Source organism: Pseudomonas sp. Fl5BN2 (assembly GCF_009908205.1).
Lineage (GTDB): Bacteria > Pseudomonadota > Gammaproteobacteria > Pseudomonadales > Pseudomonadaceae > Aquipseudomonas.
The window spans coordinates 106,613-133,280 of sequence record NZ_JAAARL010000009.1; the positions used below are offsets into that span (position 1 = coordinate 106,613).

General features: G+C 58.9%; 28 protein-coding genes and 1 other RNA gene. 10 read left to right on the plus strand and 19 right to left on the minus strand.

All coding sequences use genetic code 11. The features are described 5' to 3' along the window. Window positions 1-210 precede the first annotated feature (210 nt). An RNA gene (rnpB, locus tag GV819_RS14500) (RNase P RNA component class A) lies at window positions 211-564 on the minus strand. A 72-nt stretch (window positions 565-636) separates the two neighbouring features. Continuing rightward, window positions 637-1,509, minus strand: coding sequence for a 16S rRNA (cytidine(1402)-2'-O)-methyltransferase (rsmI, locus tag GV819_RS14505; protein ID WP_161756903.1), 873 nt, complete (start codon window positions 1,507-1,509; stop codon window positions 637-639). A 219-nt stretch (window positions 1,510-1,728) separates the two neighbouring features. Here rsmI and GV819_RS14510 point away from each other — a divergent pair, with 219 nt between their 5' ends. The 4 genes from GV819_RS14510 to GV819_RS14525 all read left to right on the plus strand — a co-directional run bounded on the left by GV819_RS14510 (window position 1,729) and on the right by GV819_RS14525 (window position 5,184). Further along, window positions 1,729-3,540 carry a penicillin-binding protein activator gene (locus GV819_RS14510; RefSeq protein WP_161756737.1) on the plus strand — a complete coding sequence of 604 codons (1,812 nt, stop codon included), beginning with the start codon at window positions 1,729-1,731 and terminating at the stop codon, window positions 3,538-3,540. Continuing rightward, window positions 3,540-3,911 carry a YraN family protein gene (locus GV819_RS14515; RefSeq protein WP_161756738.1) on the plus strand — a complete coding sequence of 124 codons (372 nt, stop codon included), beginning with the start codon at window positions 3,540-3,542 and terminating at the stop codon, window positions 3,909-3,911. The genes GV819_RS14510 and GV819_RS14515 overlap by 1 nt, the downstream gene beginning before the upstream one ends. A gap of 104 nt (window positions 3,912-4,015) precedes the next feature. Further along, window positions 4,016-4,609, plus strand: a complete 594-nt coding sequence (locus GV819_RS14520; RefSeq protein ID WP_024073509.1) for a phosphoheptose isomerase — start codon at window positions 4,016-4,018, stop codon at window positions 4,607-4,609. After that, window positions 4,606-5,184: a BON domain-containing protein gene (locus GV819_RS14525; protein ID WP_161756739.1), complete on the plus strand. Its 579-nt coding sequence runs from the start codon at window positions 4,606-4,608 to the stop codon at window positions 5,182-5,184. The genes GV819_RS14520 and GV819_RS14525 overlap by 4 nt, the downstream gene beginning before the upstream one ends. Before the next feature lie 51 nt (window positions 5,185-5,235). Here the strand turns inward: GV819_RS14525 and GV819_RS14530 are convergent, their stop codons facing one another. From GV819_RS14530 to rplM, 7 genes are all read right to left on the minus strand, one after another. Next, entirely contained in the window at window positions 5,236-5,652 is a 417-nt protein-coding gene (locus GV819_RS14530; protein WP_161756740.1) for a ClpXP protease specificity-enhancing factor, read from the minus strand. 16 nt (window positions 5,653-5,668) lie between these two features. Beyond that, window positions 5,669-6,286, minus strand: coding sequence for a glutathione S-transferase N-terminal domain-containing protein (locus tag GV819_RS14535; protein WP_161756741.1), 618 nt, complete (start codon window positions 6,284-6,286; stop codon window positions 5,669-5,671). 152 nt (window positions 6,287-6,438) lie between these two features. Next, on the minus strand, window positions 6,439-7,218 hold the full coding sequence (locus GV819_RS14540; RefSeq protein WP_161756742.1) for a cytochrome c1: 780 nt from the start codon (window positions 7,216-7,218) through the stop codon (window positions 6,439-6,441). Further along, window positions 7,218-8,429: a cytochrome b gene (locus GV819_RS14545; RefSeq protein ID WP_161756743.1), complete on the minus strand. Its 1,212-nt coding sequence runs from the start codon at window positions 8,427-8,429 to the stop codon at window positions 7,218-7,220. The genes GV819_RS14540 and GV819_RS14545 overlap by 1 nt, the downstream gene beginning before the upstream one ends. Continuing rightward, a complete protein-coding gene (gene petA / locus GV819_RS14550; RefSeq protein ID WP_011063329.1) occupies window positions 8,429-9,022 on the minus strand; it encodes a ubiquinol-cytochrome c reductase iron-sulfur subunit in 594 nt (197 codons plus the stop codon). Before petA ends, GV819_RS14545 begins: the two co-directional genes overlap by 1 nt. A 254-nt stretch (window positions 9,023-9,276) precedes the next feature. Further along, entirely contained in the window at window positions 9,277-9,669 is a 393-nt protein-coding gene (gene rpsI / locus GV819_RS14555) for a 30S ribosomal protein S9 (RefSeq protein ID WP_161756744.1), read from the minus strand. Between the two features lie 14 nt (window positions 9,670-9,683). Further along, window positions 9,684-10,112, minus strand: coding sequence for a 50S ribosomal protein L13 (rplM, locus tag GV819_RS14560; RefSeq protein WP_007928449.1), 429 nt, complete (start codon window positions 10,110-10,112; stop codon window positions 9,684-9,686). A gap of 247 nt (window positions 10,113-10,359) precedes the next feature. On the opposite strand from rplM, the gene GV819_RS14565 reads away from it, so the two are divergent. Continuing rightward, entirely contained in the window at window positions 10,360-11,400 is a 1,041-nt protein-coding gene (locus GV819_RS14565; RefSeq protein WP_161756745.1) for an NADP(H)-dependent aldo-keto reductase, read from the plus strand. Between the two features lie 91 nt (window positions 11,401-11,491). Here GV819_RS14565 and GV819_RS14570 read toward each other — a convergent pair whose 3' ends face one another. Then, window positions 11,492-12,628, minus strand: coding sequence for an acyl-CoA dehydrogenase family protein (locus GV819_RS14570; protein ID WP_161756746.1), 1,137 nt, complete (start codon window positions 12,626-12,628; stop codon window positions 11,492-11,494). 241 nt (window positions 12,629-12,869) lie between these two features. On the opposite strand from GV819_RS14570, the gene GV819_RS14575 reads away from it, so the two are divergent. Then, a complete protein-coding gene (locus GV819_RS14575) occupies window positions 12,870-13,769 on the plus strand; it encodes a GlxA family transcriptional regulator (protein WP_178126006.1) in 900 nt (299 codons plus the stop codon). 42 nt (window positions 13,770-13,811) lie between these two features. Here GV819_RS14575 and zapE read toward each other — a convergent pair whose 3' ends face one another. The 3 genes from zapE to GV819_RS14590 all read right to left on the minus strand — a co-directional run bounded on the left by zapE (window position 13,812) and on the right by GV819_RS14590 (window position 17,004). Further along, window positions 13,812-14,906: a cell division protein ZapE gene (gene zapE / locus GV819_RS14580; RefSeq protein ID WP_161756748.1), complete on the minus strand. Its 1,095-nt coding sequence runs from the start codon at window positions 14,904-14,906 to the stop codon at window positions 13,812-13,814. Window positions 14,907-14,994: 88 nt separating this feature from the next. Then, the gene (locus tag GV819_RS14585) at window positions 14,995-16,350 is read right to left on the minus strand and encodes a tryptophan--tRNA ligase (RefSeq protein ID WP_161756749.1); all 1,356 of its coding nucleotides are present in this window, start codon (window positions 16,348-16,350) and stop codon (window positions 14,995-14,997) included. Between the two features lie 24 nt (window positions 16,351-16,374). Next, window positions 16,375-17,004 (minus strand): alpha/beta hydrolase, encoded by a 630-nt coding sequence (locus GV819_RS14590; RefSeq protein WP_161756750.1) that lies wholly within the window; start codon window positions 17,002-17,004, stop codon window positions 16,375-16,377. Window positions 17,005-17,147: 143 nt separating this feature from the next. On the opposite strand from GV819_RS14590, the gene GV819_RS14595 reads away from it, so the two are divergent. After that, window positions 17,148-17,582 (plus strand): YhcB family protein, encoded by a 435-nt coding sequence (locus GV819_RS14595; protein ID WP_011063336.1) that lies wholly within the window; start codon window positions 17,148-17,150, stop codon window positions 17,580-17,582. A gap of 103 nt (window positions 17,583-17,685) precedes the next feature. On the opposite strand, the gene GV819_RS14600 is transcribed toward GV819_RS14595, so the two are convergent. The 5 genes from GV819_RS14600 to GV819_RS14620 all read right to left on the minus strand — a co-directional run bounded on the left by GV819_RS14600 (window position 17,686) and on the right by GV819_RS14620 (window position 20,302). Beyond that, window positions 17,686-18,417 carry an OmpA family protein gene (locus GV819_RS14600; RefSeq protein WP_161756751.1) on the minus strand — a complete coding sequence of 244 codons (732 nt, stop codon included), beginning with the start codon at window positions 18,415-18,417 and terminating at the stop codon, window positions 17,686-17,688. A 111-nt stretch (window positions 18,418-18,528) separates the two neighbouring features. Next, a complete protein-coding gene (locus GV819_RS14605; protein WP_161756752.1) occupies window positions 18,529-19,173 on the minus strand; it encodes an MBL fold metallo-hydrolase in 645 nt (214 codons plus the stop codon). 58 nt (window positions 19,174-19,231) lie between these two features. After that, entirely contained in the window at window positions 19,232-19,732 is a 501-nt protein-coding gene (locus GV819_RS14610) for a methylated-DNA--[protein]-cysteine S-methyltransferase (protein ID WP_161756753.1), read from the minus strand. A 152-nt stretch (window positions 19,733-19,884) separates the two neighbouring features. Beyond that, the gene (locus GV819_RS14615; RefSeq protein ID WP_161756754.1) at window positions 19,885-20,139 is read right to left on the minus strand and encodes a hypothetical protein; all 255 of its coding nucleotides are present in this window, start codon (window positions 20,137-20,139) and stop codon (window positions 19,885-19,887) included. Beyond that, window positions 20,120-20,302 (minus strand): hypothetical protein, encoded by a 183-nt coding sequence (locus GV819_RS14620; protein WP_161756755.1) that lies wholly within the window; start codon window positions 20,300-20,302, stop codon window positions 20,120-20,122. Before GV819_RS14620 ends, GV819_RS14615 begins: the two co-directional genes overlap by 20 nt. A 138-nt stretch (window positions 20,303-20,440) precedes the next feature. Between GV819_RS14620 and GV819_RS14625 the strand changes: the two genes are divergently transcribed. The 3 genes from GV819_RS14625 (at window position 20,441) to GV819_RS14635 (ending at window position 23,648) form a co-directional block, all read left to right on the plus strand. Then, entirely contained in the window at window positions 20,441-21,115 is a 675-nt protein-coding gene (locus GV819_RS14625; protein WP_161756756.1) for a response regulator transcription factor, read from the plus strand. Continuing rightward, entirely contained in the window at window positions 21,108-22,445 is a 1,338-nt protein-coding gene (locus GV819_RS14630; RefSeq protein WP_161756757.1) for a sensor histidine kinase, read from the plus strand. The genes GV819_RS14625 and GV819_RS14630 overlap by 8 nt, the downstream gene beginning before the upstream one ends. 288 nt (window positions 22,446-22,733) lie before the next feature. After that, on the plus strand, window positions 22,734-23,648 hold the full coding sequence (locus GV819_RS14635; protein ID WP_161756758.1) for a LysR substrate-binding domain-containing protein: 915 nt from the start codon (window positions 22,734-22,736) through the stop codon (window positions 23,646-23,648). Window positions 23,649-23,802: 154 nt separating this feature from the next. Here GV819_RS14635 and GV819_RS14640 read toward each other — a convergent pair whose 3' ends face one another. After that, window positions 23,803-26,538, minus strand: a complete 2,736-nt coding sequence (locus tag GV819_RS14640) for a LuxR C-terminal-related transcriptional regulator (protein ID WP_161756759.1) — start codon at window positions 26,536-26,538, stop codon at window positions 23,803-23,805. Between the last annotated feature and the right edge of the window lie 130 nt (window positions 26,539-26,668).

A 26,668-nucleotide genomic window follows, 5' to 3' on the forward strand; every position in this document is an offset into this window, starting at 1 on the left:
CGTCAAGGCGCGCAGCGACGGAAAAGCCTTATAGAACGGAGATTTAGGACGCAAAAAGGAGAGGTAACGAGAATTAGGGGGGCGTTCCAGAGCATTAACTTCAGACAGCTCATTGAGCTACAGCACGAAGTTAAAGTGATTTGTTAAGAGTAAGATTTTTTCGGTATTACAAGAACGCTTCTGCTATTGATTCAAGCAGGGAGGGAAAAGGTGGAGAGTCGATCTGTAAGCCGGGTTCTGTCGAGGACAGTCATTCCTCTACGATGGCCATCACTGGACATCTTTAGCAACCTACCCGGTTCCAGCGCGGGCCACGCCTTGGAACCCTATTTGGTCTTGCTCCGAGTGGGGTTTACCTAGCCACGAACTGTTACCAGACGTGCGGTGCGCTCTTACCGCACCTTTTCACCCTTACCGGCACCGAAGTGCTTAGGCGGTTATTTTCTGTGGCACTTTCCGTAGGCTCGCGCCTCCCAGGCATTACCTGGCACTCCGCCCTATGGAGCCCGGACTTTCCTCCCCCCTCTAATTTTCATAGAGGGCAGCGACTGTCCAATCGACTCTCCGCCGCGCAGATTAACGGCAGAGCGGCCTAAGAACAAGCGCTAAAAGCCTTTGGCCACCCTGCTACGTAATTTATTGCCCCTTCTGTTTATCCAGGGCCACCTGATACAGCACATTCTTGCGCTCACCGGTAATTTCAGCAGCCAACGCAGCCGCCCTCTTGAGCGGCATCTCCTTGAGCAGCAAATCAAGAATACGCATCGACTCACTGCTGATCGCTTCGTCACTTTCCGGCACCGTCCATCCCGCGACCAACACCACGCACTCTCCACGCTGCTGATTGCTGTCGGACTCGACGAACTGGCGCAACTCGGAAAGCGGCAAGCCCTTGAGGGTTTCGAAGGTTTTGGTCAGCTCACGAGCCAGCAACGCCGGCCGCTCACCACCGAACACCGACTCCATGTCCTGCAGACACTCGAGAATGCGATGCGGCGCCTCATAGAAAATCAGCGTCCGCGGCTCTTCCTTGACCAACTCCAGTCGCGCCCGACGCCCAACGGCCTTGGCCGGCAGAAATCCCTCGAAGATAAACCGATCCGACGGCAGGCCCGCTGCCGACAGCGCTGCGATCAGCGCACAAGCCCCTGGCACCGGCACCACGTTGATACCTGCGGCCCGAGCCTGGCGCACCAAGTGATAACCCGGATCGGAAATCAGCGGGGTACCAGCATCGGAGATCAAGGCAACGTTATCGCCCGCCAATAAACGGGTAATGAAACGACTACCCTCATCACGCTCGTTATGCTCATGACAGGCTGCCAAAGGAGTGGAAATCCCGAAGTGCTGCATCAAGCGCTGGGAATGCCGAGTATCCTCGGCCGCGATCAATGACACCTCGCGCAATAACTTCAGAGCCCGAGCACTGATGTCATCCAGGTTGCCAATGGGCGTCGCCACCACATAAAGCGAGCCAGCAATGGAATTCAAAGGACCTGGAGCAGTCAAAGCGCACACCTCTTGATCGACAAAAGCGTCATTGTAGCGCGTTGAAGTCTTCTCAATACGCCTCACAATCGCGCAACGCTCCAGCCCATTGCGACCTTTTATGCACCACAGCAACATTTGCATCAGCTAAATAGACGGTTTATCACCTCTAACATCGCGCCCCGGCCAGCGCTTGGGTACAATTCCACGCTAATTTGATCGAGTATCAGGAACACTTACATGATCGCTTGCCTGCGGCTGTTTCTTGCCCTCTGCCTGGCTACCCTTCTGGTGGCTTGCGCCAGCTCGCCCTCCTCCAGCCTTGGCGAACTTCCACGGACACCGGATGCCAGCATCGAGCAGCTGCTCGAACAGGCCGCCGCCAGCAAAAGCCCGGACAAGGCCGCCCTCTTGCGCCTGAGCGCTGCTGACCTGGCCTATCGTCAAGGCAATGCCGGACGCGCCGGACAGATCCTCCAGCAAGTACCGCTGGACCAGCTCAAACCCGCCCAGCAGATCTTTGCCAGCACCCTGGCTGCAGAACTGGCGATGGTGCGCAATCAGCCAAAAGCTGCGCTGACCGCGCTGAGCCACCCCAGCCTGCAACACTTGGGCGAGTTGCCAGCAGCTCAGCAGATCCGTACCGGCAGCGTTTACGCTCGTGCCCTGGAAGCCGATGGCCAGACATTGGCCGCTGCAAAGCAGCGAATCCTGATCGCACCGCTACTGAAAGATGACGCCGCAGCGAAAAACCATGAGGCCATCTGGGCCCTGATTGCCGCCCTGCCCACCGATCAGTTGCAGCCTGCAGGCAACGACGACCTGGCCGGCTGGCTGAGCCTGGCCCTGGCAGTCAAGACTGCGGGCACCCTGGAGCAGCAACAGGCAGCCATCGATAACTGGCGCGCGCAGAATCCGAAGCACCCTGCCGCCCTTCAACTGCCGCAACCGCTGATCAAGCTCAAGGAACTGGCCAGCCAGCCGATTTCGAAAATCGCTTTGCTGCTGCCACAGGACGGCCCTCTGGCTTCAGTCTCCAAAGCGCTGCGTGAAGGCTTCATGGCCGCTCACTATCAGGCTCAGCAAGCCGGACAAAAACCACCTAGCATCGAGTTCTACGACAGCTCGCGCCTGAGCTCCCTGGATGACTTCTACCGCAAGGCCCAGGCTGCCGGCGTGCAACTGGTGGTTGGCCCGCTGGAAAAACCACTGGTCAAGCAACTCGCCGCGCGCCCACAACTGCCGATCACTACCCTTGCCCTGAACTACAGCGAGGGCGAACAAGGCCCGGCGCAGTTGTTCCAGTTTGGCCTGGCGGCAGAAGACGAAGCTCGCGAAGTTTCTCGCCGCGCCCGCGCCGATGGCTTGCATCGTGCTGCTGCGCTGGTCCCCAAAGGCGAGTGGGGCGACCGCGTGCTGAAGGCCTTCCGCCAGGATTGGGAAGCAAACGGCGGTAGCGTGATCGGTATCGAACGCGTTGACCAACCTGTCGCCTTGGCCCAGCAGATTGCCGACCTGTTCCAATTGCGCCAAAGCGAAGGCCGCGCCAAGAGCCTGCAGAGCACCGTAGGCACTCAAGTCGCCGCACAACCATCGCGCCGCCAGGACATCGAGTTCATTTTCCTCGCTGCCACTCCGCAACAGGCCCAACAGATCAAGCCGACCCTGAACTTCCAGTACGCTGGCGACGTTCCGGTGTACGCCACCTCCAACGTGTTCAGCGCCAGCGGAGACCAGAACCAGTACAACGACATGAATGGCGTGATGTTCTGCGAAACGCCTTGGCTGCTGGATGCCAACGGCACTCTGCGCCGTCAGGTCACCGCACAATGGCCACAAGCCGGAGGCAGCCTCGGCCGTCTTTACGCCATGGGGGCCGACGCCTATCGCCTGGCGCCACGCCTAGGCCAACTCAAGGCTTTGCCAGACAGCCGGATAGAAGGTGAATCCGGCAGCCTGGGCATGGCCGCAGGCCAGCGCATCGAACGTCAGTTGCCATGGGCCAAGTTCGTCGGGGGCCAGGTCACTCGCCTGCCCGACACGCCGCGCTAATGCCTCAAGGATCACGCCAGCAAAGCGGAAGAGATGCCGAGTGCCAAGCACTCAGGCATCTGCAGCAGCAAGGACTGCGCCTATTGGCGCAGAACTGGCTGTGTAAGCGCGGCGAGCTTGATCTGGTCATGCTTGACGGCGATACAGTAGTATTCGTCGAAGTCCGCTACAGACAACACACTCAATGGGGTGGCGCGCTGGGCAGTATCGATGGGCGCAAGCGCCAAAAGCTGATCCTCGCTGCGCAGAGCTTCCTGCAACGCGAATCACGCTGGTCCAACCACCCCTGCCGTTTCGACGTGGTCGCCATTGACGGCAGCCCGGGTGCAGAAGCCCACTTGAACTGGCTACGCAATGCCTTTGACAGCTGAAAGACGCCCTCAGGCCGCACCCATTTTCACTCAACTTTTTTGCTCTTTGCTTTGCGGGCTGCACATTCACGTGCCACCAAGCCGCGCCACTTAAGGTCACACAGATGGACATGCAATCCCGAATTCGCCAGCTTTTTCAGGCCAGTATCGATACCAAGCAACAGGCGATGGACGTACTTGCACCGCACATCGAGCAAGCCAGCCAGGTCATGGTCAACGCCCTGCTCAACGAAGGCAAAATGCTCTCCTGTGGCAACGGTGGCTCCGCCGGCGACGCCCAGCACTTCTCCTCCGAGCTGCTCAACCGCTTTGAACGTGAACGCCCCAGCCTGCCGGCGATTGCCCTGACCACCGACAGCTCGACCATTACCTCGATTGCCAACGACTACAGCTACAACGAAATCTTCTCCAAACAGATCCGCGCCCTGGGCCAGCCCGGCGATGTGTTGCTGGCGATTTCCACCAGTGGCAACTCGGCGAACATTATTCAAGCCATCCAGGCCGCACATGATCGAGAAATGATTGTCGTAGCATTGACCGGCCGCGACGGCGGCGGCATGGCTTCGCTGCTACTGCCCGAAGATGTCGAGATTCGCGTCCCGGCCACCGTCACCGCACGTATTCAAGAAGTCCACCTGCTGGCGATCCACTGCCTTTGCGACTTGATCGACAGCCAATTGTTCGGGAGTGAAGAATGACCCCTAATCGCCTTGGCCTTCTGGCCCTGACCTTGTGTCTAAGCATCACTGGTTGCAGCTCGGTGATCACCGCCACCCGCGACAAGCCCATTGATGATGATCGCGGTACTCGCACCTTCGGCAGCAAGATCGACGACTCACTGATCGAGACCAAAGTCAGCGTCAACGTTGCCAAAGCCAACCCGGACCTGGAAAACAACTCGCATATCGTCGTCAGCAGCTTCAACGGCATCGTTCTGCTGGCGGGCCAGACACCGCGCGCCGACCTCAAGGCCATGGCCGAGCAGGCCGCCAGCGAGGTACAGCGGGTCAAGAAGGTCCATAACGAGCTGCAGGTACTACCGCCTTCCGGATTTCTGGCGCGCCAGAACGATGGCTGGCTGACCACCAAGATCAAGACCCAGATGCTCGCCGACGCTAGCGTACCCGCCTCGCGCATCAAGGTCGTGACCGAGAACGGCATCGTTTACCTGCTGGGCCTGCTGACCCAACAGGAAGCCGCTCAAGCCACCAACCTGGTCCAGGGCGTTTCCGGCGTACAGAGAATCGTCAAGTTGTTTGAATACATCGACTGACACGCAGCTCTGACAGATACAAAAAAGGCGATCCATTCGGATCGCCTTTTTTTACTTGACCACCTTCAAGCTCGGCCGGCCACTTGGACGCGGCGGCTCACTGTCAGGTGGCGGCATATCATCATCCGACTCGACGCCCTCTTCATCTTCATCAAGAGACGACTCGAGATCGAAGACCATACCCTGGCCATTCTCTCGCGCGTAAATCCCGAGAATCGCAGCGATAGGCACGTGCAAGCTGTGAGGCACACCACCAAAGCGTCCCTCAAAGGTCACGGCATCGTTGTCCATGTGCAGATGGCGCACAGCACTGGGCGAAATGTTCAGGACGATCTGTCCGTCACTGGCAAAGCCCTGGGGCACCTGCACCGCCGGGTACTCGGAATTCACCAGCATGTGCGGGGTGCAATCGTTGTCCACAATCCACTCATAGAGCGCACGGACCAGATAAGGTCGACTGGAGTTCATAGCGGCTCCTTAAGCCTCAGCGCATATCACGTTCGACACCAGACAGACTCGCCTGGAAAGCCTCACGCGCAAATTGACGCTCCATATATTCGAGCAACGGCTTGGCCTGCCGCGGCAGTTCAATACCCAGAATCGGCAATCTCCAGAGTATGGGCAGCAGGCAGCAGTCCACCAGGCTTTGTTCCTCACTGAGGAAAAATGGCTTGTCTGCGAATAGCGGAGAAACTCCGGTCAAACTTTCACGCAATTCCTTACGCGCCAGCACCCGAGCGGCTTCCTTGGTTCGAGCATCAAGAATCAAGTCCACCTGCCCACACCAGTCACGCTGAATCCGGTGTATCAGCAAACGGCTATTAGCCCGCGCCACAGGATAAACCGGCAGCAATGGTGGGTGCGGATAACGCTCATCCAGGTACTCCATCACCACTGTCGACTCCCACAACGCCAGGTCACGATCGACCAGCGTAGGCAAGCTCCCGTATGGATTCACTTCGATCAGCTTTGGCGGTTGACGACCCGCCTCCACACTGATGATCTCGGCGCTGACACCTTTCTCCGCAAGCACAATGCGCACCCGGTGGGAATAGTGGTCGGCGGGGTCGGAGTAACAGGCCAACCGATTGGTCACGCCCATGGCGGTCCTCCTCGCTTGTTGAAATTATCGGAAGCAGAAAAAACGAGCGCGCCCTGAAGGCGCCTCTGGTAACACCCGGATGATACAGGGTTGTTACAGTTTCAGAGACGCCCTTGGGCGCGCACGTTCAACAACTGATGCTTAAAACGTTATTAATGCACATCTTTCCAGTATTCGCGCTTCAGCAGATAGGCGAACACGAAGAAGAAGGCCAGGTACAAGAGTACATAAGTACCGATGCGCTGGTGCTGCAGCTTGACCGGGTTGGCCGAGTAAGCCAGGAAGGTCACCAGATTCTTGACCTTCTCGTCGAACTGCGCCTCATTGAGGGTGCCCGTGTTTTCCTTGATGGTCAGCTGGTCGCAAGCCTCATGCGTCAGAGGCGTGCCGGTCAGCGGATCGTATTGCTTCTTGCCGTCCTCGACAATCTGGACCTGCTTGCAACCAATCACCTGACGGCCTTGCAGACCGACCAGAACGTTAGGCATACCCACATTCGGGAACACCGTGTTGTTCACACCCCAAGGCCGCGAAGGGTCCTCGTAGAAGGACTTCAGGTAACCATAGAGCCAGTCGGTACCACGCACACGAGCTACCAAGGTCAGGTCCGGCGGCGCAGCACCGAACCAGGTCTTGGCATCCGCCGGCTGCATGCCGATGTTCATGTGGTCACCGATCTTTGCTCCGGTGAACACCAGATTGCTCAGCATCAGGTCGTGAGGGATGCCCAAGTCATCGGCAACTCGCTCATAACGCTGGAACTTGGCGCTGTGGCAGCCCATGCAGTAGTTGGCAAAGGTACGCGCACCATCTTGCAGGGCAGCTTTGTCAGACAGGTCGATGTCGACCTTTTCCAACTCAGGACCGTGCTCGGCTGCGAAAGACAATACAGGCATAGCAGCAAGAATCAGTACAGCAAATAGCTTTTTCATCAGCCAGTCACCCTTTCCGGAACCGGTTTGGTCTTCTCGAGCCTGGTATAGAACGGCATCAGAATGAAGTAGGCGAAGTACAGGAAGGTACACACCTGCGACAGCAACGTACGACCCGGAGTCGGTGCGAGCACGCCCAGCACTCCCAGGATCACGAACGAGATGCAGAACACCAGCAACCAGATCTTGCTCAGCATGCCTTTGTAGCGCATTGACTTGACCGGACTACGGTCCAGCCATGGCAGCACGAACAGCACGGCAATAGCGGCACCCATGGCAACAACACCCATGAGCTTGTCTGGGATTGCACGCAAAATTGCGTAGAACGGAGTGAAGTACCACACCGGAGCAATGTGCTCAGGCGTCTTGAACGCGTTAGCTTGTTCGAAGTTCGGTTTTTCGAGGAAATAACCACCCATTTCCGGAAAGAAGAACACGATCGAGCAGAAGATGAACAGGAACACCACCACGCCGACGATATCTTTCACGGTGTAGTAAGGGTGGAAAGGAATGCCGTCCAGCGGAATACCGTTCTCGTCCTTGTGCTTCTTGATGTCCACGCCATCCGGGTTGTTCGAACCCACCTCGTGCAACGCGAGGATATGCAGCACCACCAGACCAAGAATAACGATTGGCAAGGCCACGACGTGCAAGGCGAAGAAGCGGTTCAAGGTGATCCCGGAAATCAGGTAGTCACCACGAATCCACTGGGTCAGGTCGTCACCGATAACCGGGATCGCACCGAACAGCGAGATGATCACCTGGGCACCCCAGTAGGACATCTGTCCCCAAGGCAACAGGTAGCCCATGAAGGCCTCGGCCATCAACGCCAGATAGATCAGCATGCCGAACAACCACACCAGCTCACGAGGCTTCTGGTAGGAACCGTAAAGCAGGCCACGGAACATGTGCAGATAGACCACGATGAAGAACGCCGAAGCGCCAGTGGAGTGCAGTAATCGCAGGATGGCGCCGTATTCGACGTCACGCATGATGTATTCAACGGAAGCAAAGGCTTCTTCCGCCGAAGGGGTGTAGCTCATGGTCAGCCAGACGCCGGTAACGATCTGATTGACCAGAACCAACAGTGCCAGGGAGCCAAAGAAATAGAAGAAGTTGAAGTTCTTCGGAGCGTAATACTTGCTGAGATGGTCTTCCCACATTTTGGTTGCGGGGAAGCGCGCATCCACCCAATCCATGAACTTGCTCATCACGCTTTCTCCGTGTCGACGCCAATGACGATGATGTCATCCGACTCATAGGAATGCGGCGGTACTGGCAGGTTCAAAGGCGCAGGTTGCGACTTGTAGACGCGACCAGCCAGATCGTAGTGGGAGCCGTGGCAAGGGCAGAAATAACCACCGACCCAATCCTTGCCCAGATCTGCGGGCGCCACTTCAGGACGGAAGGTCGGAGAACAGCCCAGGTGGGTGCAAATACCGATCAGCAGAAGGATCTCTGGCTTGATCGAACGCACTTCCGGGTCGACGTAGGTTGGTTGTACCGAGTTCTTGGAGTCCGGGTCAGATAGCTGGCCCTCGATCTTTTTAAGATTGCCCAGGATTTCCTCGGTACGGCGGACGATGAACACCGGCTGACCGCGCCACTCAGCAATCATCTGCTGACCTGGATCGATCTTGCTGATATTCACTTTCACCGGTGCACCTGCGGCTTTCGCCTTGGCACTGGGAAACCATGACCCCACGAACGGGACCGCAGCCCCCACCGCTCCAGCAGCACCCACCACGGATGTGGCTGCTACCAAGAAGCGACGCCGGCCTGCATTCACGCCGTCATTGCTCATTCAGTCCTCTCCCATCAGCTTTGTGGCCTGTTAAATCAGGCATCTACTAAGTAAAAATCTGAACTTATAAAAATTTTGCCGAATGGTAATGAAAAGCCCCTATTCTGACAAGGTAATTACCAAGCTGGCCAAGCCAGAAGCCTTGCAGTATAGGGCTTCCGCGGATGTGGCAAGTTGTCACAGAGCAAATTTCAGACAATAAAAAACGCCCAGCTCCGCGAGGAGGCTGGGCGTTTTTGGAACGCAGCTGCGAATTAACGCTTGGAGTATTGCGGACGCTTACGCGCTTTACGCAGACCCACTTTCTTACGTTCAACTTCACGGGCATCGCGAGTAACGAAGCCAGCTTTGCGCAGCGCGCCGCGCAGGGTGTCATCGTAGTCCATCAAAGCACGAGTGATGCCGTGGCGGATTGCGCCAGCTTGACCACTTACGCCGCCGCCAATAACGGTAACGTAGATATCGAACTTCTCAACAGTCTCGGTCAGCTCCAGCGGTTGACGAACTACCATGCGGGCAGTTTCGCGACCGAAGAAGTTCTCCAGAGTGCGGTTGTTGATGGAGATATTGCCAGTACCCGGACGCAGGAAAACGCGTGCGGTTGCAGTCTTGCGACGGCCAGTGCCGTAATTTTGAGTCGCCGACATAATGAACTATTCCGTTAAATCTTCAGTTCTTGGGGCTGCTGAGCAGTATGAGGGTGAGCAGCGCCCGCATAGACTTTCAGCTTACGGTACATGTCGCGACCCAGCGGGTTTTTAGGCAGCATGCCTTTTACCGCGGTCTCGATCACGCGCTCAGGGGCCTTGGCGATCAGCTTTTCGAAGTTGATCGACTTGATGCCGCCCGGGAAACCGGAGTGGGAGTAGTACATTTTGTCAGTGGTTTTAGCGCCAGTAACACGTACCTGCTCGGCATTGATCACGACGATGTAGTCGCCGGTATCAACGTGAGGAGTGTACTCAGGCTTGTGCTTGCCACGCAGACGGCTCGCGATTTCGGTGGCCAGACGACCCAGGGTCTGACCAGCAGCGTCGACGACAAACCAGTCGCGCTTTACTGTTTCCGGTTTAGCAGTAAAAGTTTTCATTCTTTATAGCCTCAGGGGCCGTCCAGCAAAATAGACGGCGGATCTTACTGAATAGTGCGTACTTTGACAAGGTCAAAGGCAGCCGAACACAGACGCTTTCGGGGGCTCGGGTCAGCGCGTCTGATATACGGCAAGATTCTTCGGCAGGCGGCGCATCACTTCCACTGCAGAAAGAGCTGCCGAATTATGCAGATTGCGAAAAAAATTTCAACCTGCTTTTATGATTGTTTTGCCAAGGGAGCACCCGATGGACTATCGCCAGCTGGGCCGAACCGATCTGAATGTGAGTGCGATTTGCCTGGGCACCATGACTTGGGGCGAGCAAAACACCGAGGCTGAAGCCTTCGCCCAGATCGAACGCGCCAAGGACGCCGGAATCAATTTCATTGATACCGCCGAAATGTACCCGGTCCCACCCAAGGCCGAGACCTACGCGACTACCGAGCGCTATATCGGCAACTGGTTCAAGCAGCGTGGTGATCGCGCCGACTGGATCCTCGCCAGCAAGATTGCCGGCCCCGGCAACACCATCGACTACATTCGTGACAAGCAGCTCAAGCACAACCGCAAGCACATTGTCGAAGCCGTGGATGCCAGCCTCAAACGCCTGCAGACCGACTGGATTGACCTCTATCAACTGCATTGGCCCGAACGCAGTACCAATTACTTCGGCCAACTGGGCTACAAGCACCAGGCCAACGAAGACTTCACCCCACTGGAAGAAACCCTTGAAGCCCTGGATGAACAGGTCAAGGCCGGCAAGATCCGTCATATCGGCCTGTCCAATGAAACCCCTTGGGGCACCATGAAATTCCTCGCCCTGGCCGAGAGCCGTGGCTGGCCACGGGCCGTTTCGATCCAGAACCCCTATAACCTGCTCAACCGCAGCTTTGAAGTGGGCCTGGCGGAAATCGCCATTCGCGAACAATGCGGCTTACTGGCCTACTCGCCCCTGGCGTTCGGTTATCTGTCCGGCAAATACGAAGGCGGCGCTCGCCCGGCCAAAGCGCGCTTGAGTCTATATAGCCGCTTTAGTCGCTACTTCAACCCTCAGTCGGAAGCAGCCTGCAGCCGCTACGTGGCCCTGGCCCGCGAGCATGGGCTGGATCCGGCACAAATGGCCTTGGCCTTCGTCACCCAGCAAGCATTCGTGACCAGCAACATCATCGGTGCCACCACCCTGGAACAACTGGATAGCAACATCGCCAGTGCCGAATTGAAGCTGTCGGAAGAGGTGCTCGCCGGCATCGAGGCGATCCACAAGGATCACCCCAACCCAGCCCCATAAGGCCGCCACACGCCGGCTTATCAGTAAATGAGGCAGCTCGGACTCCGCGCTGCCTTGTTTCACCTGCTAGCCGAGTGCTACCCGGCCACTTCTACAACGAGCGGGCGATGATTTCCTTCATGATCTCGTTGGTCCCGGCGTAGATGCGTTGCACCCTGGCATCCGCCCAGGCCCGGGCCACCGGGTACTCCAACATGTAGCCGTAGCCACCGTGCAATTGCACGCATTCGTCCAGCACCTTGCACTGCAGGTCAGTGCCCCAATACTTGGCCATCGCCGCCGTCGGCACATCGAGCTTGCCTTGCAGGTGCAGCTCCAGGCAGCGATCGACAAAGACCCGGCCGATCTGAATTTCCGTGGCCATTTCTGCCAGTTTGAAACGCGTGTTCTGGAAGTCAGCAATGGCCTTGCCGAATGCCTTGCGCTCACGGGTGTATTGCAACGTCCACTGCAGAGCCGCCTCGGCACTGGCCAGACCACCAATTGCGACGGTCAGGCGTTCCTGTGGCAGCTCCTGCATCAGATAGGCAAACCCCATCCCGGCCTGCCCCAGGAGGTTCTCCTTGGGCACTCGCACATCCTGGAAGAACAACTCAGAGGTGTCCTGAGCCTTCATCCCGATCTTCTCCAGACGCTTGCCTCTAGAGAAGCCGGGGGTATTGGCCTCCACCAGGAGCAGGCTGGTGCCCTTGGCCCCCGCCTTGGGATCGGTCTTGACCACCACAATCACCAGCTCCGCCAGAAAGCCATTGGTGATAAAGGTCTTGGAGCCATTGATCACGTACTCATCACCGTCGAGCACCGCAGTGGTTTTCACCCCTTGCAGGTCGGAACCTGCCCCCGGCTCAGTCATGGCGATGGCGGTAACCATCTCACCCGATACCAGCTTGGGCAGGTACTTGTGCTTCAGCGCCTCACTGCCGTAATGCAGGATATAGGGCGCGACAATGTCCGAATGCAGGGAAAAACCGATGCCGGTCAGCCCCAACCGGCCGACTTCTTCGATCACCACTGCGCTATAGAGAAAGTCCGCGCCCAGGCCGCCGTACTCTTCCGGAATATGCGAGCACAGCATTCCTGCCTCGCCGGCCTTGCTCCACAGTTGACGGTCGATATAACCCTGCTTCTCCCACTCCCCATGGAAGGGCACCGCCTCTTTCTCAAGGAAAGTACGCACGCTGTCACGGAAAAGCTCGTGCTCGGAACTAAACAAGGTTCTGGGAATCATGCAGCCACCTGTGGTTGTTGATCGAGATTAGCTGCCAGAGCCTAAGCCCAGGTGCCTGCACGGGACACTGGACACATCCGACAAAAAATAAGACGATCCAGCCGTCTGGTGACCACTTTCCCCTATAAGAACAATTGAATTTATGTCTAACCAAACCTCTACGCCCTTGCGGCGCGTCAGCATCCTGGCTATCGACCGGGTTTTCGCTTCTACCCTCATGCAGGCCAAGGATTTTTTCCATCTGGCCAGCCTGCGCTACGGCAAACAACTGGGCCAAGGCCTGACTCCGGTATTTGAAACCCGCCTGGTCAGCCCCGACGGTCAGCCGGTCTGCAGTTTCAGCAACGTGATCATGCCGGTGGATGGCCCGCTGGAAGACGCCGATGTGATCATCCTCCCGGCGTTCTGGGATGACTTCGACACCCTATGCCAGCGCTACCCACAGATATTGCCCTGGCTGCGAGCCCAGCACGCTCGTGGCGCGGTACTCTGCGGCGAAGCCACCGGGGTGTTCTGGCTGGCTGAAGCCGGATTGCTCGATGGCAAGGAAGCCACCACCTACTGGCGCTTCTTCAGCGCCTTCAGCGAGCGCTTCCCCAAGGTCCAGCTCAATCAGGACAAGCATCTAACCGACGCCGACAACCTGTATTGCGCCGGCGGCACCACCTCGGCCTGCGACCTGTACATCTACCTGATCGAACGCTTCTGCGGGGCCAACGTGGCCCAGGCAGTAGCGCGGGACATCCTCTACGAAGTGCAACGCAGCTACGCCCCCGGGCGCATTGGCTTCGGTGGCCAGAAGCTGCATCAGGACGTGATCATCCTGCAGATCCAGCATTGGCTCGAAGAGCACTTCGCCGACAAGTTCCGCTTCGAGGACGTGGCCCGCGAACACGGTATGAGCATCCGCAACTTCATGCGCCGCTTCCAGACGGCCACCGGCGACAAGCCCCTGCATTACTTGCAGCGCCTGCGCATCGAAACCGCCAAGGGCCTGCTCTCCGGGACACGCAAGAGCATCAAGACCATCAGCTACGAAGTCGGTTATGACGACGCCAGCTTCTTCGCCCGCCTGTTCCGCCAGCACACCGAGCTCTCACCCAACCAGTACCGCCAGCAGTTCCAGCAACAGGCGGCATAAAAAAAGGGCCTGCAATGCAGGCCCTTTTTCATTGGCTTGTGGTTACGGCCTGTGCGCCCGCGAGAGAAACTCGTGGGACTGCATCTCCAGCAGCCGGCTGAGGGTCCGCTGGAACTCGAACGTCAGCCGACCACCGGTGTAGAGATCCTTGAGCTCAACTTCGGCGGAGATGATCAACTTGACGTTACGGTCATAGAACTCGTCGACCATATTGATGAAGCGCCGAGCAATATCGTCGGTGGTGACGCTCATCTGCTCCACACCGCTGAGCAGTACCGCGTGGAAGATCTTGCCCAGTTCGATGTAGTCGTTCTGGCTGCGAGGACCGTCGCACAAGTCACGAAAATCAAACCAGGCCACGTCATCGCAGGTACGCACTGCGCGGATCTCACGGTTCTCGATCATCAGCACATCGTTTTCCACTGCCTGAGTACACTCAGGCGTCAGCGCCCGAAAACTCTTGCGCAGGTTTTCCTGGGACTCCTCGTTCAACGGAAAGTGGAACAGTTCCGCCTGTTCCAGATGACGCAGGCGATAATCCACACCGCTGTCGACGTTGACGATTTCAGTGTTCTGCTTGATCAGGGCAATCGCTGGCAAGAAGCGGGCACGTTGCAGCCCGTCCTTGTAAAGGCCGTCCGGGACGATGTTGGAGGTGGCCACCAGGGTCACGCCATTCTTGAACAGCTCCTCCATCAAGGTGCCGAGAATCATCGCGTCGGTGATATCGGACACAAAGAATTCGTCGAAGCAGATCACTCGCGCCTCTTGGGAGAAACGCTTGGCGATGATGACCAGCGGATTCTTCTCGCCGCCCAGGGTCTTCATTTCTTCGTGTACGCGCTTCATGAAACGGTGAAAGTGCGTACGAACCTTTTCCTTGAACGGCAGGGCTTCGAAGAAGGTGTCCACCAGGTAGGTCTTACCCCGCCCTACGCCACCCCAGAAGTACAGGCCCTTGACCGGCGCCTGATCCTTCTTGCCAAACAGTTTGCCGAGCAGCCCCGGCTTGTGTTGGTCTGCGGCGACCAGGTCGTCGTACAGGCGCTGCAGATGACGCACAGCAGTTTCCTGTGCCGCGTCATGGAAGAAGTCCGGGCGTTTCAGATCAGCTTGGTATCGTTCTAGGGGCGTCATAATTCGTTAGCAAGGCAACAAAAACGGGCCGCCACTTTAGCGACGGCCTCAGGGAATGGCAATCAGCCCTTGGTCGGGAAGATTCCGCTTAGTCCTGCGCCGGGGTCAGTGCAATCCGCAGTGCAGCTATGGCCGCGTCACGTGCTGCTGCATCGGCAAAGTCCGGGCTGTCAGCCACACAGGCATCGTCCAGCCAGATGCTGAAGCGATTGGCTTCGCTGCGCAGATCCAGGTCATGCCCCGACTGCAGTTGCTTGGTCACCGCACCAGCGGCCTTGCCGTCAGCGAAGTTGCGCGACAGCAACAACTGCTCGCCATCCGCAGAAAGCAAGCGGAAACGGAAACTGCCATCGTCTTCACGGAAGCTGATGAAGCGCGCGGCCTTGACCGCCTTTTTCTTGGTGCTGGCCGCCACCTGCACCTGGGTGGCGAAAGAACGCAGGCCCACAGCTTCACGCAGCTCAGCGAGGAACGGTGTCGCTACGGTACGAGCCTTGGCAGCACCGGTGCGCAGGATGTCCTCGAGGTCCGATGGACGCGCGATCAACTGATGGTAACGCTCGCGAGCTTCGCCCAACTCGCCGTCCAGCAACTGGAACAGGCGGTTCTTGGCTTCGCCCCAACCCAGGCCCTGCAGCAACTCGCTGCGGAATTCGTTGGCTTGTGCAGGAGTGGCGAACGCCTGGAACAGGGTGAACAGATGAGAGTTATCCGGATCCTTGGCCTCACCCGGCGCCTTGGAGTCGGTGACGATCCGCGAGATCGCGTCCTTCATGTCCTTGGCGCTGGTGAACAACGGAATGGTGTTGTCGTAGCTCTTGGACATCTTGCGACCGTCCAGGCCAGGCAAAGTGGCAACGCTTTCCTCGATCAGCGCCTCAGGCATGGCAAAGAACTCCTTGCCCTGGCCGAACAGGTGGTTGAAGCGCTGGCCGATATCCCGGGCCATTTCCACGTGCTGGATCTGGTCACGCCCCACCGGCACCTTGTTCGCGTTGAACATCAGAATGTCCGCAGCCATCAGCACCGGATAGCTGTACAAGCCCATGGTGATGCCCGCGTCCGGGTCTTCACCGGTCTCGACGTTCTTGTCTACCGAGGCCTTGTAGGCATGGGCGCGGTTGAGCAGGCCTTTGGCAGCTACGCAGGTCAGCAGCCAGGTCAACTCCGGAATCTCCGGAATGTCCGACTGGCGATAGAAAGTCACGCGCTCCACATCCAGGCCACCGGCCAGCCAGGTCGCGGCGATTTCCAGGCGCGAACGCTGGATGCGCAGCGGGTCATCACACTTGATCAGTGCGTGGTAGTCGGCCAGGAAGTAGAAGGAGTCGGCATTGCTGTCGCGGCTGGCGACGATCGCCGGGCGGATGGCACCGGCATAGTTGCCCAGGTGCGGCGTGCCGGTGGTGGTGATGCCGGTGAGGATACGCGTACGAGTAGTCATGGGTAATCGCTTATCAGACTGCTATCAATTCGAAAGTCGCGGCAGCACCAGATCTTTCAGGTCGGTGAGCTTGCCATGAAAAAAGTGCCCGCATTCTGCCACTTTCAGCAGCTCATGGGGGCGAACAAGCGCGTCGGACCACTCATAGACCACCTGCGGCTCGATGACTTCATCGGTTTCCGGCTGGATCAGGGTCAACGGGCAGTTCTCCGGCAGCAGGTCAGTGTCACGCAAACGGGTTACCGCTGGCGCCACCATGAACAGGTGCTTGAGCTGTACGCCCTGACCTTCCAGGCGCCCGCCGAGACTGGCGGCGACAAAACCGCCGAAGGAAAACCCCAGCAAGGTCAAGGGCAACGCTGGGTGCTTGGCCAGCAGCCACTGGGCGGCCGCCTGGGCATCGTCGACTTCACCGCTGCTCATATCGTGGCTGCCCTCGCTGGCGCCAACGCCGCGATAGTTGAAGCGCAAGGTGATCAGGCCAGCATCCCGAGCAGTGCGCTGCAAGGTAGACACCACTTTATTGAGCATGGTGCCGCCCTGCACCGGATTGGGGTGACAGATCAGCGCCACGCCACGTGCATCGGGCACCTGCAGATACAGGGTTTCCAGTTGGCCCGCCGGGCCGGCAATCACTACAGGGGTTTCACGCATTAGCAAGGAAGGAACTCCGTGACCTCGAAGGGGGTCGACTCGTCTAGCAAAGGTCTGTGCCAATCTATTGCGAGTGAATCGCGGTATACAGCGCAGGTTCGAGCCGTTAACGTAAAGCAAAGCCGTTTATAGAGGAAGGACTCGTGGAACACTCGCTCTTAGTTTGGTTGTTGCCGACTCTTGCCCTGGTCGCGGGTGTCGCTATTGGATTCCTGGTCGCTCGCCTGCTGCCCAATGCCGCGCCTAACCGCACGCAGCGTCAGCTGGATGATATTCAGGAACGTTTCGACAATTATCAGAATGAAGTGGTGACTCACTTCAACAGCACCGCAACCCTGGTCAAGAAGCTTACCCAGAGCTATCAGGAAGTGCAGGATCATCTCGCCGAGGGCGCCAACCGCCTGGCCCTGGACGAACTGACCCGCCAGCGTCTGCTGGCCGCCCTGCACTCGGAGTCGGTACAGGCTCCACGCGAGCGCCTGACACCACCACGGGATCAGGAACCGCCACGGGACTACGCGCCGAAGACGCCGAACGCCCCCGGCATGCTTGACGAACAATATGGTCTGAAAAAGTAATTAGCCTCAGCCATTAAAAAGCCCGCCCGATCTGCATCGGGCGGGCTTTTTTATGCCTGGGGTCGAACCAGACTGATCAGGGATACTGCTGGTACTGCTGACCTTACTGCTGGTAGGGCTGCTGGTACTGCTGGTTAGGTTGTTGATACTGCTGACCCGGAATCGCCTTGAGATTGACCTCCACCCGACGGTTCTGCGCACGGCCGTTGACGTCGGCGTTGCTGGCGATCGGGTTATCCGGACCGGCACCACGAGCGGACAGGTTGGCACCACTGACGCCTTGGGAAGTCAGATAGGTCGCTACGCTTTGGGCACGACGCTGAGATAGGTCCATGTTGTGCTGACGGCTGCCAGTGCTGTCGGTGTAGCCGACGATTTCGATCTGGTTCTGGCTGAACTCACGCAAGGAGTTGGCCAGGTTGTTCAGCGGCTGATAGAAGCTTGGTGCGATGTTCGCCGAATCAGTGGCGAAGGTGATATTGCCCGGCATGATCAGTTTGATCTGATCGCCCTGGCGCTGCACTTCAACCCCGGTGTTGGCCATGCTGGCGCGCAGCTTTTTCTCCTGCTGGTCGGCGTAATAGCCATAACCGGCGGCAGAAGCACCTACCACGGCAGCACCGATCAAGGCACCCTTGCCACGGTTGTTGTGGTCAATGGCAGCACCGGCCAGCGCACCGGCCAAGGCCCCGAGGCCACCGTATTTTGCAGTTTTGCTCATGCCTGACGAGCCGCCGTCGGCCTGCCCCTGATTGTCATAGGGATTAGGCGAAGCACAGCCGGACAACAAGGCCACAGCAGTTGCGACAAGAATCAAACGACGCGAGGTGAACATGGAAAGCTCCTACATTTTGCATTCTGTGGTGCAGCGGACGTTGGCAACAGACCTTTGCTGGCGTTGGAACACGCAGAGCAGCAAAAATTCCGTGAACAGTAGAGCAAATAATCAGGCTCTAACGAACGGATTCTGACGCATTTCATCACCCAGGCGGGTATCTGGACCGTGCCCGGTGACTACTGTTGCATCTTCATCAAGCGTGTAAAGACGCTGCTTGATCGAACGCATCAGGGTGGCCTGATCACCGCCCCACAAATCCGTGCGCCCGACCCCGCGCTTGAACAGTGTGTCACCGGCAATCAGCAGCTTAGCCTCGGAAAACCAAAAGCTCATGGAGCCTGGGGTATGCCCTGGAGTATGCAAGGCCACACCGCAACCGCAGGCCAGCTCCTCCTCGTCGTCCAGCCAGCGGTCCGGGGACGGGACCGGAGTATAGGGCACGCCGAACATGCTGCACTGCATCTCCAGGTTATCCCAGAGGAACTGATCGTCCTTGTGCAGGTGCAAGGTGGCACCGGTCTTTTCCTTCATTTGCCCAGAGGCAAGGAAGTGATCCAGGTGCGCGTGAGTATGGATGATACTTACCACCTTCAAGCCCAGGGCATCGAGGCGCGCCATGATCATGTCAGGGTTGCCGCCAGGATCGACGACTATGGCTTTCTTGGTCAGCGGATCACCGATGATGGTGCAGTTGCACTGCAAAGGGCCAACGGGGAAAGTTTCGCGGATAAGACTGGGGGTAGCGGCGTCCATGGGGAGGTTCCAGAGAAATCGATGGCCCATTCTGGCACAGCTCGCCGCCAGCGCTCACTCAGAACGCCAGCTGCAACGTCTCCTCACCCTCCAGCGCCAGCAGGAACTGCTTGGCCTGAAGCCCACCGGCGAAACCGGTGAGGCTGCCCGAGGCGCCAATCACTCGATGACAAGGCGCGACAATTGAGATCGGGTTTCGACCATTGGCCGCGCCCACTGCACGCACCGCCTTCGGGCTGCCGACTTGCTGGGCAATCTGGCTGTAGCTGCGGGTTTCACCAAATGGAATGGTCAGCAGCGCCTGCCAGACCTTGCACTGGAATTCGGTGCCGACAAAGTCCAGTTCAAGATCAAAGCGCTCGCGAGTACCTGCAAAATACTCCCGGAGCTGGCGCTCGGTCTCCAGTAACAGCGGATGGTCGCCCACCTCCTGAAGCGGACCAAGGCGCACCCGGTTCTGTCGCTCGTGCTCCCAGAGAATCGCAGCCAGCTTCATGCCCCTGGCGACCAGGGTCAGTTGGCCCACCGGGGAAGGGATTATCTTGAATACACAGGGCATGCTAAGTCTCCTTAATCCGCCAAGGGAGTAAGGCCGGGAACCTTGTGGCTCGCAGTCCTCATCTCGGTACGCCCGCACTGTAAATCGGGATTCAAGCGCAAGAACTACGTTTCTTGCGCTTGAACTCAATGGCGAATCACTTGGGCCACAGGTTAGTCATCCTCTTCGATCAGGTAACAATTGTCACTGCTGCTGCGCCGGCCATGCGGGTCGATGATAAAGGCCCCGCGTCCGTTGCCGCACTCAAGCAAGTGCACGGGAGACAGTTCGCGCTGCTTGTCGATGCGTGCATTGAAGCGAACGATATAGGCACCCATTGATATTGATACGCAAAGAATCAGCACCAGGCACAACACCAACTGATCGGTATAGCTGGTGCCGCCCTCCTCAGAATGCACTGGCGACATGATCCGACCTTGCCCGCTCAACGTTGTGACCAATCAGAAACCAGCTCAGGAAGCCGCCGCCGCCAAGGCGCACCAACGGCGCCGTGGAAGGCAGGACACAGGCCATCAGGCCGAGGAGAATCAAGACCAGCAGGATTCCTTTGACCACCGAAGACAGGTTCACGGCTACGCCACGCTGTGGATAAGAAGAGCTGTAGCTTAGAGAGCCGAGGGTTAACACCAGGTAAACACCCGCAGAAAACGCTCCGAGTTCCGCTATCCTTCGGACCTCTGAGCGACAAAGGTCCAAGGGGACGTTCCCGTGCATATTCACCTGCTGCTGGTCGAGGACAATCTCGACCTGGCCAATACCGTCATCGAGTACCTGGAGATCAGCGACATCGTCTGTGACCACGCCAGCAACGGCCAGACCGGTCTTAACCTGGCCCTCAGCCAACATTATGACGTCATCCTGCTGGACATCATGCTGCCGCGGTTGGACGGCCAGCAGCTATGTGCACAGTTGCGCCAGCAAGGCAGCCAGACGCCGATCCTGATGCTCACCTCGCTGGATGCGCTGTCGGACAAGCTCGCCAGCTTTGCCGCAGGTGCCGACGACTATCTGGTCAAGCCGTTCGAGCTGGCCGAGCTGGTGGCCCGGATCCGCGCCCTGAGCATGCGGCGCAGCGGCCAGGCCAGCCGCCTGCAGGTCGCCGACCTGATGATGGACCTGAGTACCCGCAAGGTCAGCCGTGCCGGGCAGGAACTGCACCTGTCGCCCATCTGCTGGACCCTGCTGGAATGCCTGATGCGCGCCAGCCCCGAACCGGTCACCCGGGAGCGCCTGGAGGCGGCGATCTGGGGCGACGAACCACCGGACAGCAATACCCTCAAGGTCCATATGCATCGACTGCGCAAGACCGTGGATAAATCCTTCGGTCAGCCCCTGATCCACACCCTTCCCGGCGTTGGCATGCAGCTGAGGTCACATGCGTAACGGCCTGGGATTGAAGTGGGTGATCAGCGGCAGCTTCCTATTGCTGATCGCCGTGGTGTTGCTGATCTACAGCCGGCTGCTGCCGGAATACAGTGTGCGCGGCCTGCTCTACACCGCCAGTGCCATGATGGAGGAAGAAGCCCAATACTTCGCCAGGCACTACAAGAAGGACCCGACCACGCCACCACCACACAACTACTTCTATACCAGCGTCATCGGCAAGGAGGCGCTGCCAGAGAACATCCGCAAGATGCTGGACACGCCCCCCAGCCTGTCCTTCGGCGCGGTCCAGGTCTTCGGCGACCTGGATTCCGAAGATCAGGATGAAGGCCGGGCGATCCTGGCCCAGCCTCTAGGTGACGGCAAGACCCTGTACATGTACGACCTCGACCATGACCAGGAAGAAGGCGGTGAAGTCGAGACGCCGTTGTCCGACGCCTACCTCGACCGAGAGCTGCACGGCGTCATTTTCATCAGCCTGGCAGTGTTCATTCCGGCACTGATCATCATCGCCCTATTGGTCTGGTGGCTGGTTCGGCCACTGGGGCGACTGGCCCAATGGTCCACCACCCTGAAGGAGCCGGATGCGGTATCCGGTGAGCGGCCAAACTTCAGTTTCAAGGAGTTCAACATGCTAGCCGATGCGCTGGCCCAAAGTGTCCAGCAGGTACAGGCCGCCAGCCTGCGCGAAGGCCGCTTGCTGCGCTACACCAGCCATGAACTGCGGACCCCACTGGCGGTGCTCAAAGCCAATATCGAGCTGCTGACCCTACAGTCCGGCGGCGTCCTGCCACCGCCCCTGCAACGTATCGAACGCTCGGTACTGAACATGCAACGCATCGCCGAAACCTTGCTATGGATGAGCCGTGAGCTTCCCGAAGCATTGCCGGAAGAAGCCATCGACCTGAACGGGTTGGTTGGTGAATTGATTGAAGAACACCGCTACCTGATCGGCAAACGGGACATAGAGCTGATTCTCGATATCAGCAGCGAGCCTTGTCGCCTGCCCTTGACTGCTTGCCGCATCGTGGTCGGCAACTTCCTGCGCAATGCCCTGCAATACGCCGACGAGGGCAGCGTCGAAATCAGCTTCAAGTACCCGCAACTGTGCATCGTCAACCGCATCAGGGAAACCAAGCAGGCGGAGCCATCCAGCGATTTCGGCTATGGCCTGGGCCTGGAGCTGATGCGCCAGCTGTGCGCCAGACTGGGCTGGCAGATTGAAGTCAGCGTCGAACAGCAACACTTCAGCGTCACCCTGGATTTCGAGGCAGCTTCGCCCTTCGAGGAATCGCCAGCTGTTGTGGCCGGCCCCAGCGAAAACACCTGAAGCCAGGCAGGAGCCGTCATGCAGGAGCTCCTCACACCAGGGCCAGCGTCCAGGTACAGCCCGGCAAGCGAGGAAATATGTGTTCGCAAGCGATGAAAAAAATGGCCAGGCACCGCCCTCTATGCTGCCGCTTGTGAGTATTGTTGAGGGACAAAAAATACGCTCGGGGGCCATGCCGATGCGTAACTTGCGTGCATTGAACGGACTGTAATCGCCGTGGCGCATTCAAGCCTGGGTCACCACGACCCGCCTCCCTCCCCCGCGCCAGGACAAACAACGAGGTTTGCTGTGGCCGCCTATAACCTGCGTCAACTCAAGTACTTCATCACCACCGTCGAATGTGGCAGCGTCGCCGAAGCGTCACGCAAGCTGTACATCGCCCAACCGTCGATCTCCACCGCCATCAAAGGCCTGGAAGACAGCTTCGGCGTGCAACTGTTGATACGCCACCACGCCCTGGGCGTATCCCTGACCCCCAGCGGCGCACGCTTCTACCGCAAGGCCCAGGAACTGCTGCGCATGGCCAAGGAATTCGAACAGAACGCCCTGGCAGACAACGACGTGGTAGCCGGGCAGATCGACATCGGCTGTTTTGAAACCGTGGCGCCGCTGTACCTGCCGCAACTGATCGCCGGATTCAGTGCACTGTATCCCGGGGTGGAAATCCGCATCCGCGATGGCGAACAGCAGGAGCTGGTACAGGGCTTGACCGGTGGTGCGTTCGATCTGGCAATTCTGTATGAGCATGATCTGGACGGCACCATCGAAACCGAGCCGCTGATGCCGCCACAACGTCCCTATGCGCTGCTGCCCGCTGACCATCGTTATGCCAAGCAGGCTCAGGTATCGCTGCGGGACCTGTGCCTGGAGCCGATGATTCTGTTGGACGTGCAACCGAGCCGGACCTACTTCGTCAGCCTGTTCGAGGAGTTGGGACTGACGCCACAGATTGCCTTTAGCTCGCCGTCCATCGAAATGGTGCGCGGCATGGTGGGCCAGGGCTTCGGATTTTCGATTCTGGTGACCCGCCCCCACTCCCAATGCTCCTACGATGGCAAGCCGGTAGTGGGCGTGGATATCGTCGAGGAAGTGACCGGTTCAGGGCTGGTGGCTGCGTGGCTCAAGCGGGGCCAATTGACCAAGCCGGCGCGACTGTTTGCCGACTACTGCAAGCAGCACCTGGCCCGACCACCACAACCCTGACTTGCCGCAGGCCGAAGGCCCGCCGCGTACACGGGTCGCAGGCGCAGCCCGCGCTCGCCCCAAAGCAATGCATTGTTCGCATTGAGGCGCGAACACGTGCGGCCTGCTCACCACCTACGCCTGCCGCTACACAAACCCACTGCAAAGGGTGTAACTAGCCCAGCAACCCCAACTCCTGGGCCCGGGCCACCGCCTGGGTACGCCGCTCTACCCCCAGTTTGCTGTTGATATGGCTGGCGTGGGTTTTCACCGTGTGCAACGAAATGAACAGGCGCTCGCTGATTTCCTGGTTGGAACAACCCTCGGCAATCAACTGCAACACCGCCAACTCCCGGGAGCTCAAGGTTTCGTTATGACCACCCAGCTCTGGAGACTCACGGGACAACGCTGGCAAACGCTCCTGCAAGGCTTGGGTCAAGGCGGTCGACCCGGCGCTCTGCAATTGTTCACGCACCCAACAAGGATAACTGCGGAGCAACTCCTCGAAGGGTTGTACAGCCCCCCCCACCGCCGCCTCCAAGGCCAGGGCAAAGTCCTGGCGCGCCTGTGGACCGCGCCCTGCCGCCAGTAACAGCGCAGTTTTCTGGGTCAAGGCCATCACACTCAAGAGTTGTCGACCACTGTGCTGGCCATGCTCAACCAGCCGATTCAAACGCTGTTCAGCCTTGATCAGGTCACCTTTGATGCTCTCCAGCCGAGCCTGCTGCAATTCGATATGCAACGGCAATTGGGGGTGGAATTCCGGCGGCGCCGCCGCCTGTTCGCCGGTGTAGGTCTGGCCCAGGCGAGCCAACCAGGCTTCGGCGAGATCAGTGCGCCCTTGGGCCAGCCAGAGTTCGCACTTCACCAGGGTGATCATCGCCAGATAGTAGATCGGCGGCACATCCCAGATATGCATCAGACGCTCGGCCTCGGCCAACTCGGCAAAAGCCCGGGAGAACTCGCCCCGCAGGCCCTCTTGCTTGGCGATCACGCAATGACCGATCAACACGCTGATATCACGGCAGGCCCGGGCCTCCACCAGCCCGGCCTGCAGCAACACCAGGCCGGCCTCGGGCTGTGCCCGCAAGGTCAGCAGATAGCCTTCATACAGAGTCAAGCGGGCCCGTACGGCGTACAGCCGCTGGACTGACAAACCCTGTAGCCGGCGCTGCCCCTGATGCACTTCCTCCTGGGCCCGCAGCAACTCACCCCGCGCCTGCAGGACCCGCGCCCGATCGTAATGGGCCAGGGCCTCGAACAACGGATTGCCGACCCGCTGTGCCAGCTCCAGGGACTCTCGATTGAGGCTACGGGCACGCCACAGGTCGGCGTCGGTAATGGCCAGGTTGGACAAGGTCGACAGGCACATCAGGCGTTGCCCATAACGTTTGTGGGGCAGGCTTTCCAGGGCTTCGCTGCAATAGGCCAGGGTCCTTTCCCGCTGGCCGCGGCCGCGGGCAATGATCCCGCTCAAGGCCAACCATTGCGCCAGCATCGACTTCTGCGCAGTGGCCGAGGGCGCCGGCAGGAAACGCGTCAGATGATCTGCCAGTTCCTCCGCCGCATCCAGCTGGCAGGCCAGCCCCAGCGCCCAACTGTAGAGCACGATAAGACGCGGAGTGCTGACCAGCAGACTGTCGGGCAAGTCCATCTTCCAGCGCAGTAACATGCCGACATTCTGCTCTGCCAGCAGTTGCTCCTCCGACAGGTTCTGCACCAGGTTGGCCGCTACATCCAGATGCCCGGCACGCAGCGCCTGCTCCACCGCTTCATCGAGCAATCCCTGGGCGTTGAACCAGCGACAGGCCCGCAGGTGCAGGCTGGCGGCGGGCACCAAGGCATTGGCCGTGGGCCGGGTGCGCAGCAGATCGGAAAACAGATGGTGATATCGATACCAATGCCCGTGCTCGTCCAACGGCACCAGAAACACCTGGTGCGCCTGCAGAAAACCGAGGATCTCGGCACTGTCATGGGCTTCACGCAGGGCGTCGCAGAGTTCCGCGCAAAAACGCTCCTGGGGCGCCGTGTCATACAAAAAAGCCTGGACTTCGGCGGGCAGGCAATCGATGACTTCCTCCAGCAAATAGTCCCGGATCAACCCCTCCCCGCCGTGCAGCCCCTGGGGCAACGCGCCCACGGCACCGGCCTCGGACGCGGCCAGCAACCAGAAGCGCAGCCCCGCCACCCATCCCTCGCTGCGCCGGATCAAGTTTTCCAGCGCCTCGCCACGCAAGGCACTGCTGTGTCGGGCTAACAGGCCCAGGGATTCATCATGAGTCAGGCGCAGATCCTGCTCATTCAACTCCAGCAACTGCCGCGACAAGCGCAATCGCGCCAGGTGCCAGTCCGGACGCTGGCGGCTGGTGACCAGCACCAGCAAGCCATCGGGAAGGTGGTTGAGAAAGAATTGCAGGCAACGATCGAGCACCGGCCCCTGGGCCAGGTGATAGTCATCCAGGACCAACAACAAAGGAGTGCTGCTGGACAGGTGAGCCGCCAACTCATCCAGCAGACCGTCCAACCACTCTTCAAAAGCGAAGGGCTGGTGGCGCTGACGCATTTTCAACAGGCCGAGGGATTGCTGGCCCAATTGCTCAAAGTATTGCTGCAGCCCCGCCAACAGGCGTTCGAGGAAACGCCCGGGATCGCTGTCTCGGCGACTCAGCCCCAGCCACAGGCTCTGCCAATTCCCCGGCAGGCTCTGGCAGAACTCCACCGCCAGTGAACTCTTGCCAAACCCGGCCGGCGCACTGACCAGCAACAGTCGCCCCCCCAGCCCACCGCTCAAGCGCTGGCAAAGCCGCGGCCGCGGCACGTATCCATCAGGCAGCGGCGGTCGATAAAAACGCCCCTCTAGCGCAGGGATCACCGCGCTGTCAGTCCTTTGAAGGGGAAACAGGTCAGTCATGGCCAACTCTTATTGATGTACGGTTGTCGGCGTAGCAGATGTCCGCAGACTAGCGGTAAAAGGCCACCTGTTGAAGATTTTTGCGACCTTTCGAGCGAAAAAGACTATGACCAAATGGATCAGATAGTTC

Coding starts and splice junctions, on each gene's coding strand:
- GV819_RS14510 (WP_161756737.1), top strand. CDS start 1,729: ATGATCGCTTGCCTGCGGCTGTTTCTTGCCCTCTGCCTGGCTACCCTT.
- GV819_RS14515 (WP_161756738.1), top strand. CDS start 3,540: ATGCCTCAAGGATCACGCCAGCAAAGCGGAAGAGATGCCGAGTGCCAA.
- GV819_RS14520 (WP_024073509.1), top strand. CDS start 4,016: ATGGACATGCAATCCCGAATTCGCCAGCTTTTTCAGGCCAGTATCGAT.
- GV819_RS14525 (WP_161756739.1), top strand. CDS start 4,606: ATGACCCCTAATCGCCTTGGCCTTCTGGCCCTGACCTTGTGTCTAAGC.
- GV819_RS14530 (WP_161756740.1), bottom strand. CDS start 5,652: ATGAACTCCAGTCGACCTTATCTGGTCCGTGCGCTCTATGAGTGGATT.
- GV819_RS14535 (WP_161756741.1), bottom strand. CDS start 6,286: ATGGGCGTGACCAATCGGTTGGCCTGTTACTCCGACCCCGCCGACCAC.
- GV819_RS14540 (WP_161756742.1), bottom strand. CDS start 7,218: ATGAAAAAGCTATTTGCTGTACTGATTCTTGCTGCTATGCCTGTATTG.
- GV819_RS14545 (WP_161756743.1), bottom strand. CDS start 8,429: ATGAGCAAGTTCATGGATTGGGTGGATGCGCGCTTCCCCGCAACCAAA.
- petA (WP_011063329.1), bottom strand. CDS start 9,022: ATGAGCAATGACGGCGTGAATGCAGGCCGGCGTCGCTTCTTGGTAGCA.
- rpsI (WP_161756744.1), bottom strand. CDS start 9,669: ATGTCGGCGACTCAAAATTACGGCACTGGCCGTCGCAAGACTGCAACC.
- rplM (WP_007928449.1), bottom strand. CDS start 10,112: ATGAAAACTTTTACTGCTAAACCGGAAACAGTAAAGCGCGACTGGTTT.
- GV819_RS14565 (WP_161756745.1), top strand. CDS start 10,360: ATGGACTATCGCCAGCTGGGCCGAACCGATCTGAATGTGAGTGCGATT.
- GV819_RS14570 (WP_161756746.1), bottom strand. CDS start 12,628: ATGATTCCCAGAACCTTGTTTAGTTCCGAGCACGAGCTTTTCCGTGAC.
- zapE (WP_161756748.1), bottom strand. CDS start 14,906: ATGACGCCCCTAGAACGATACCAAGCTGATCTGAAACGCCCGGACTTC.
- GV819_RS14585 (WP_161756749.1), bottom strand. CDS start 16,350: ATGACTACTCGTACGCGTATCCTCACCGGCATCACCACCACCGGCACG.
- GV819_RS14590 (WP_161756750.1), bottom strand. CDS start 17,004: ATGCGTGAAACCCCTGTAGTGATTGCCGGCCCGGCGGGCCAACTGGAA.
- GV819_RS14600 (WP_161756751.1), bottom strand. CDS start 18,417: ATGTTCACCTCGCGTCGTTTGATTCTTGTCGCAACTGCTGTGGCCTTG.
- GV819_RS14605 (WP_161756752.1), bottom strand. CDS start 19,173: ATGGACGCCGCTACCCCCAGTCTTATCCGCGAAACTTTCCCCGTTGGC.
- GV819_RS14610 (WP_161756753.1), bottom strand. CDS start 19,732: ATGCCCTGTGTATTCAAGATAATCCCTTCCCCGGTGGGCCAACTGACC.
- GV819_RS14615 (WP_161756754.1), bottom strand. CDS start 20,139: ATGTCGCCAGTGCATTCTGAGGAGGGCGGCACCAGCTATACCGATCAG.
- GV819_RS14630 (WP_161756757.1), top strand. CDS start 21,108: ATGCGTAACGGCCTGGGATTGAAGTGGGTGATCAGCGGCAGCTTCCTA.
- GV819_RS14640 (WP_161756759.1), bottom strand. CDS start 26,538: ATGACTGACCTGTTTCCCCTTCAAAGGACTGACAGCGCGGTGATCCCT.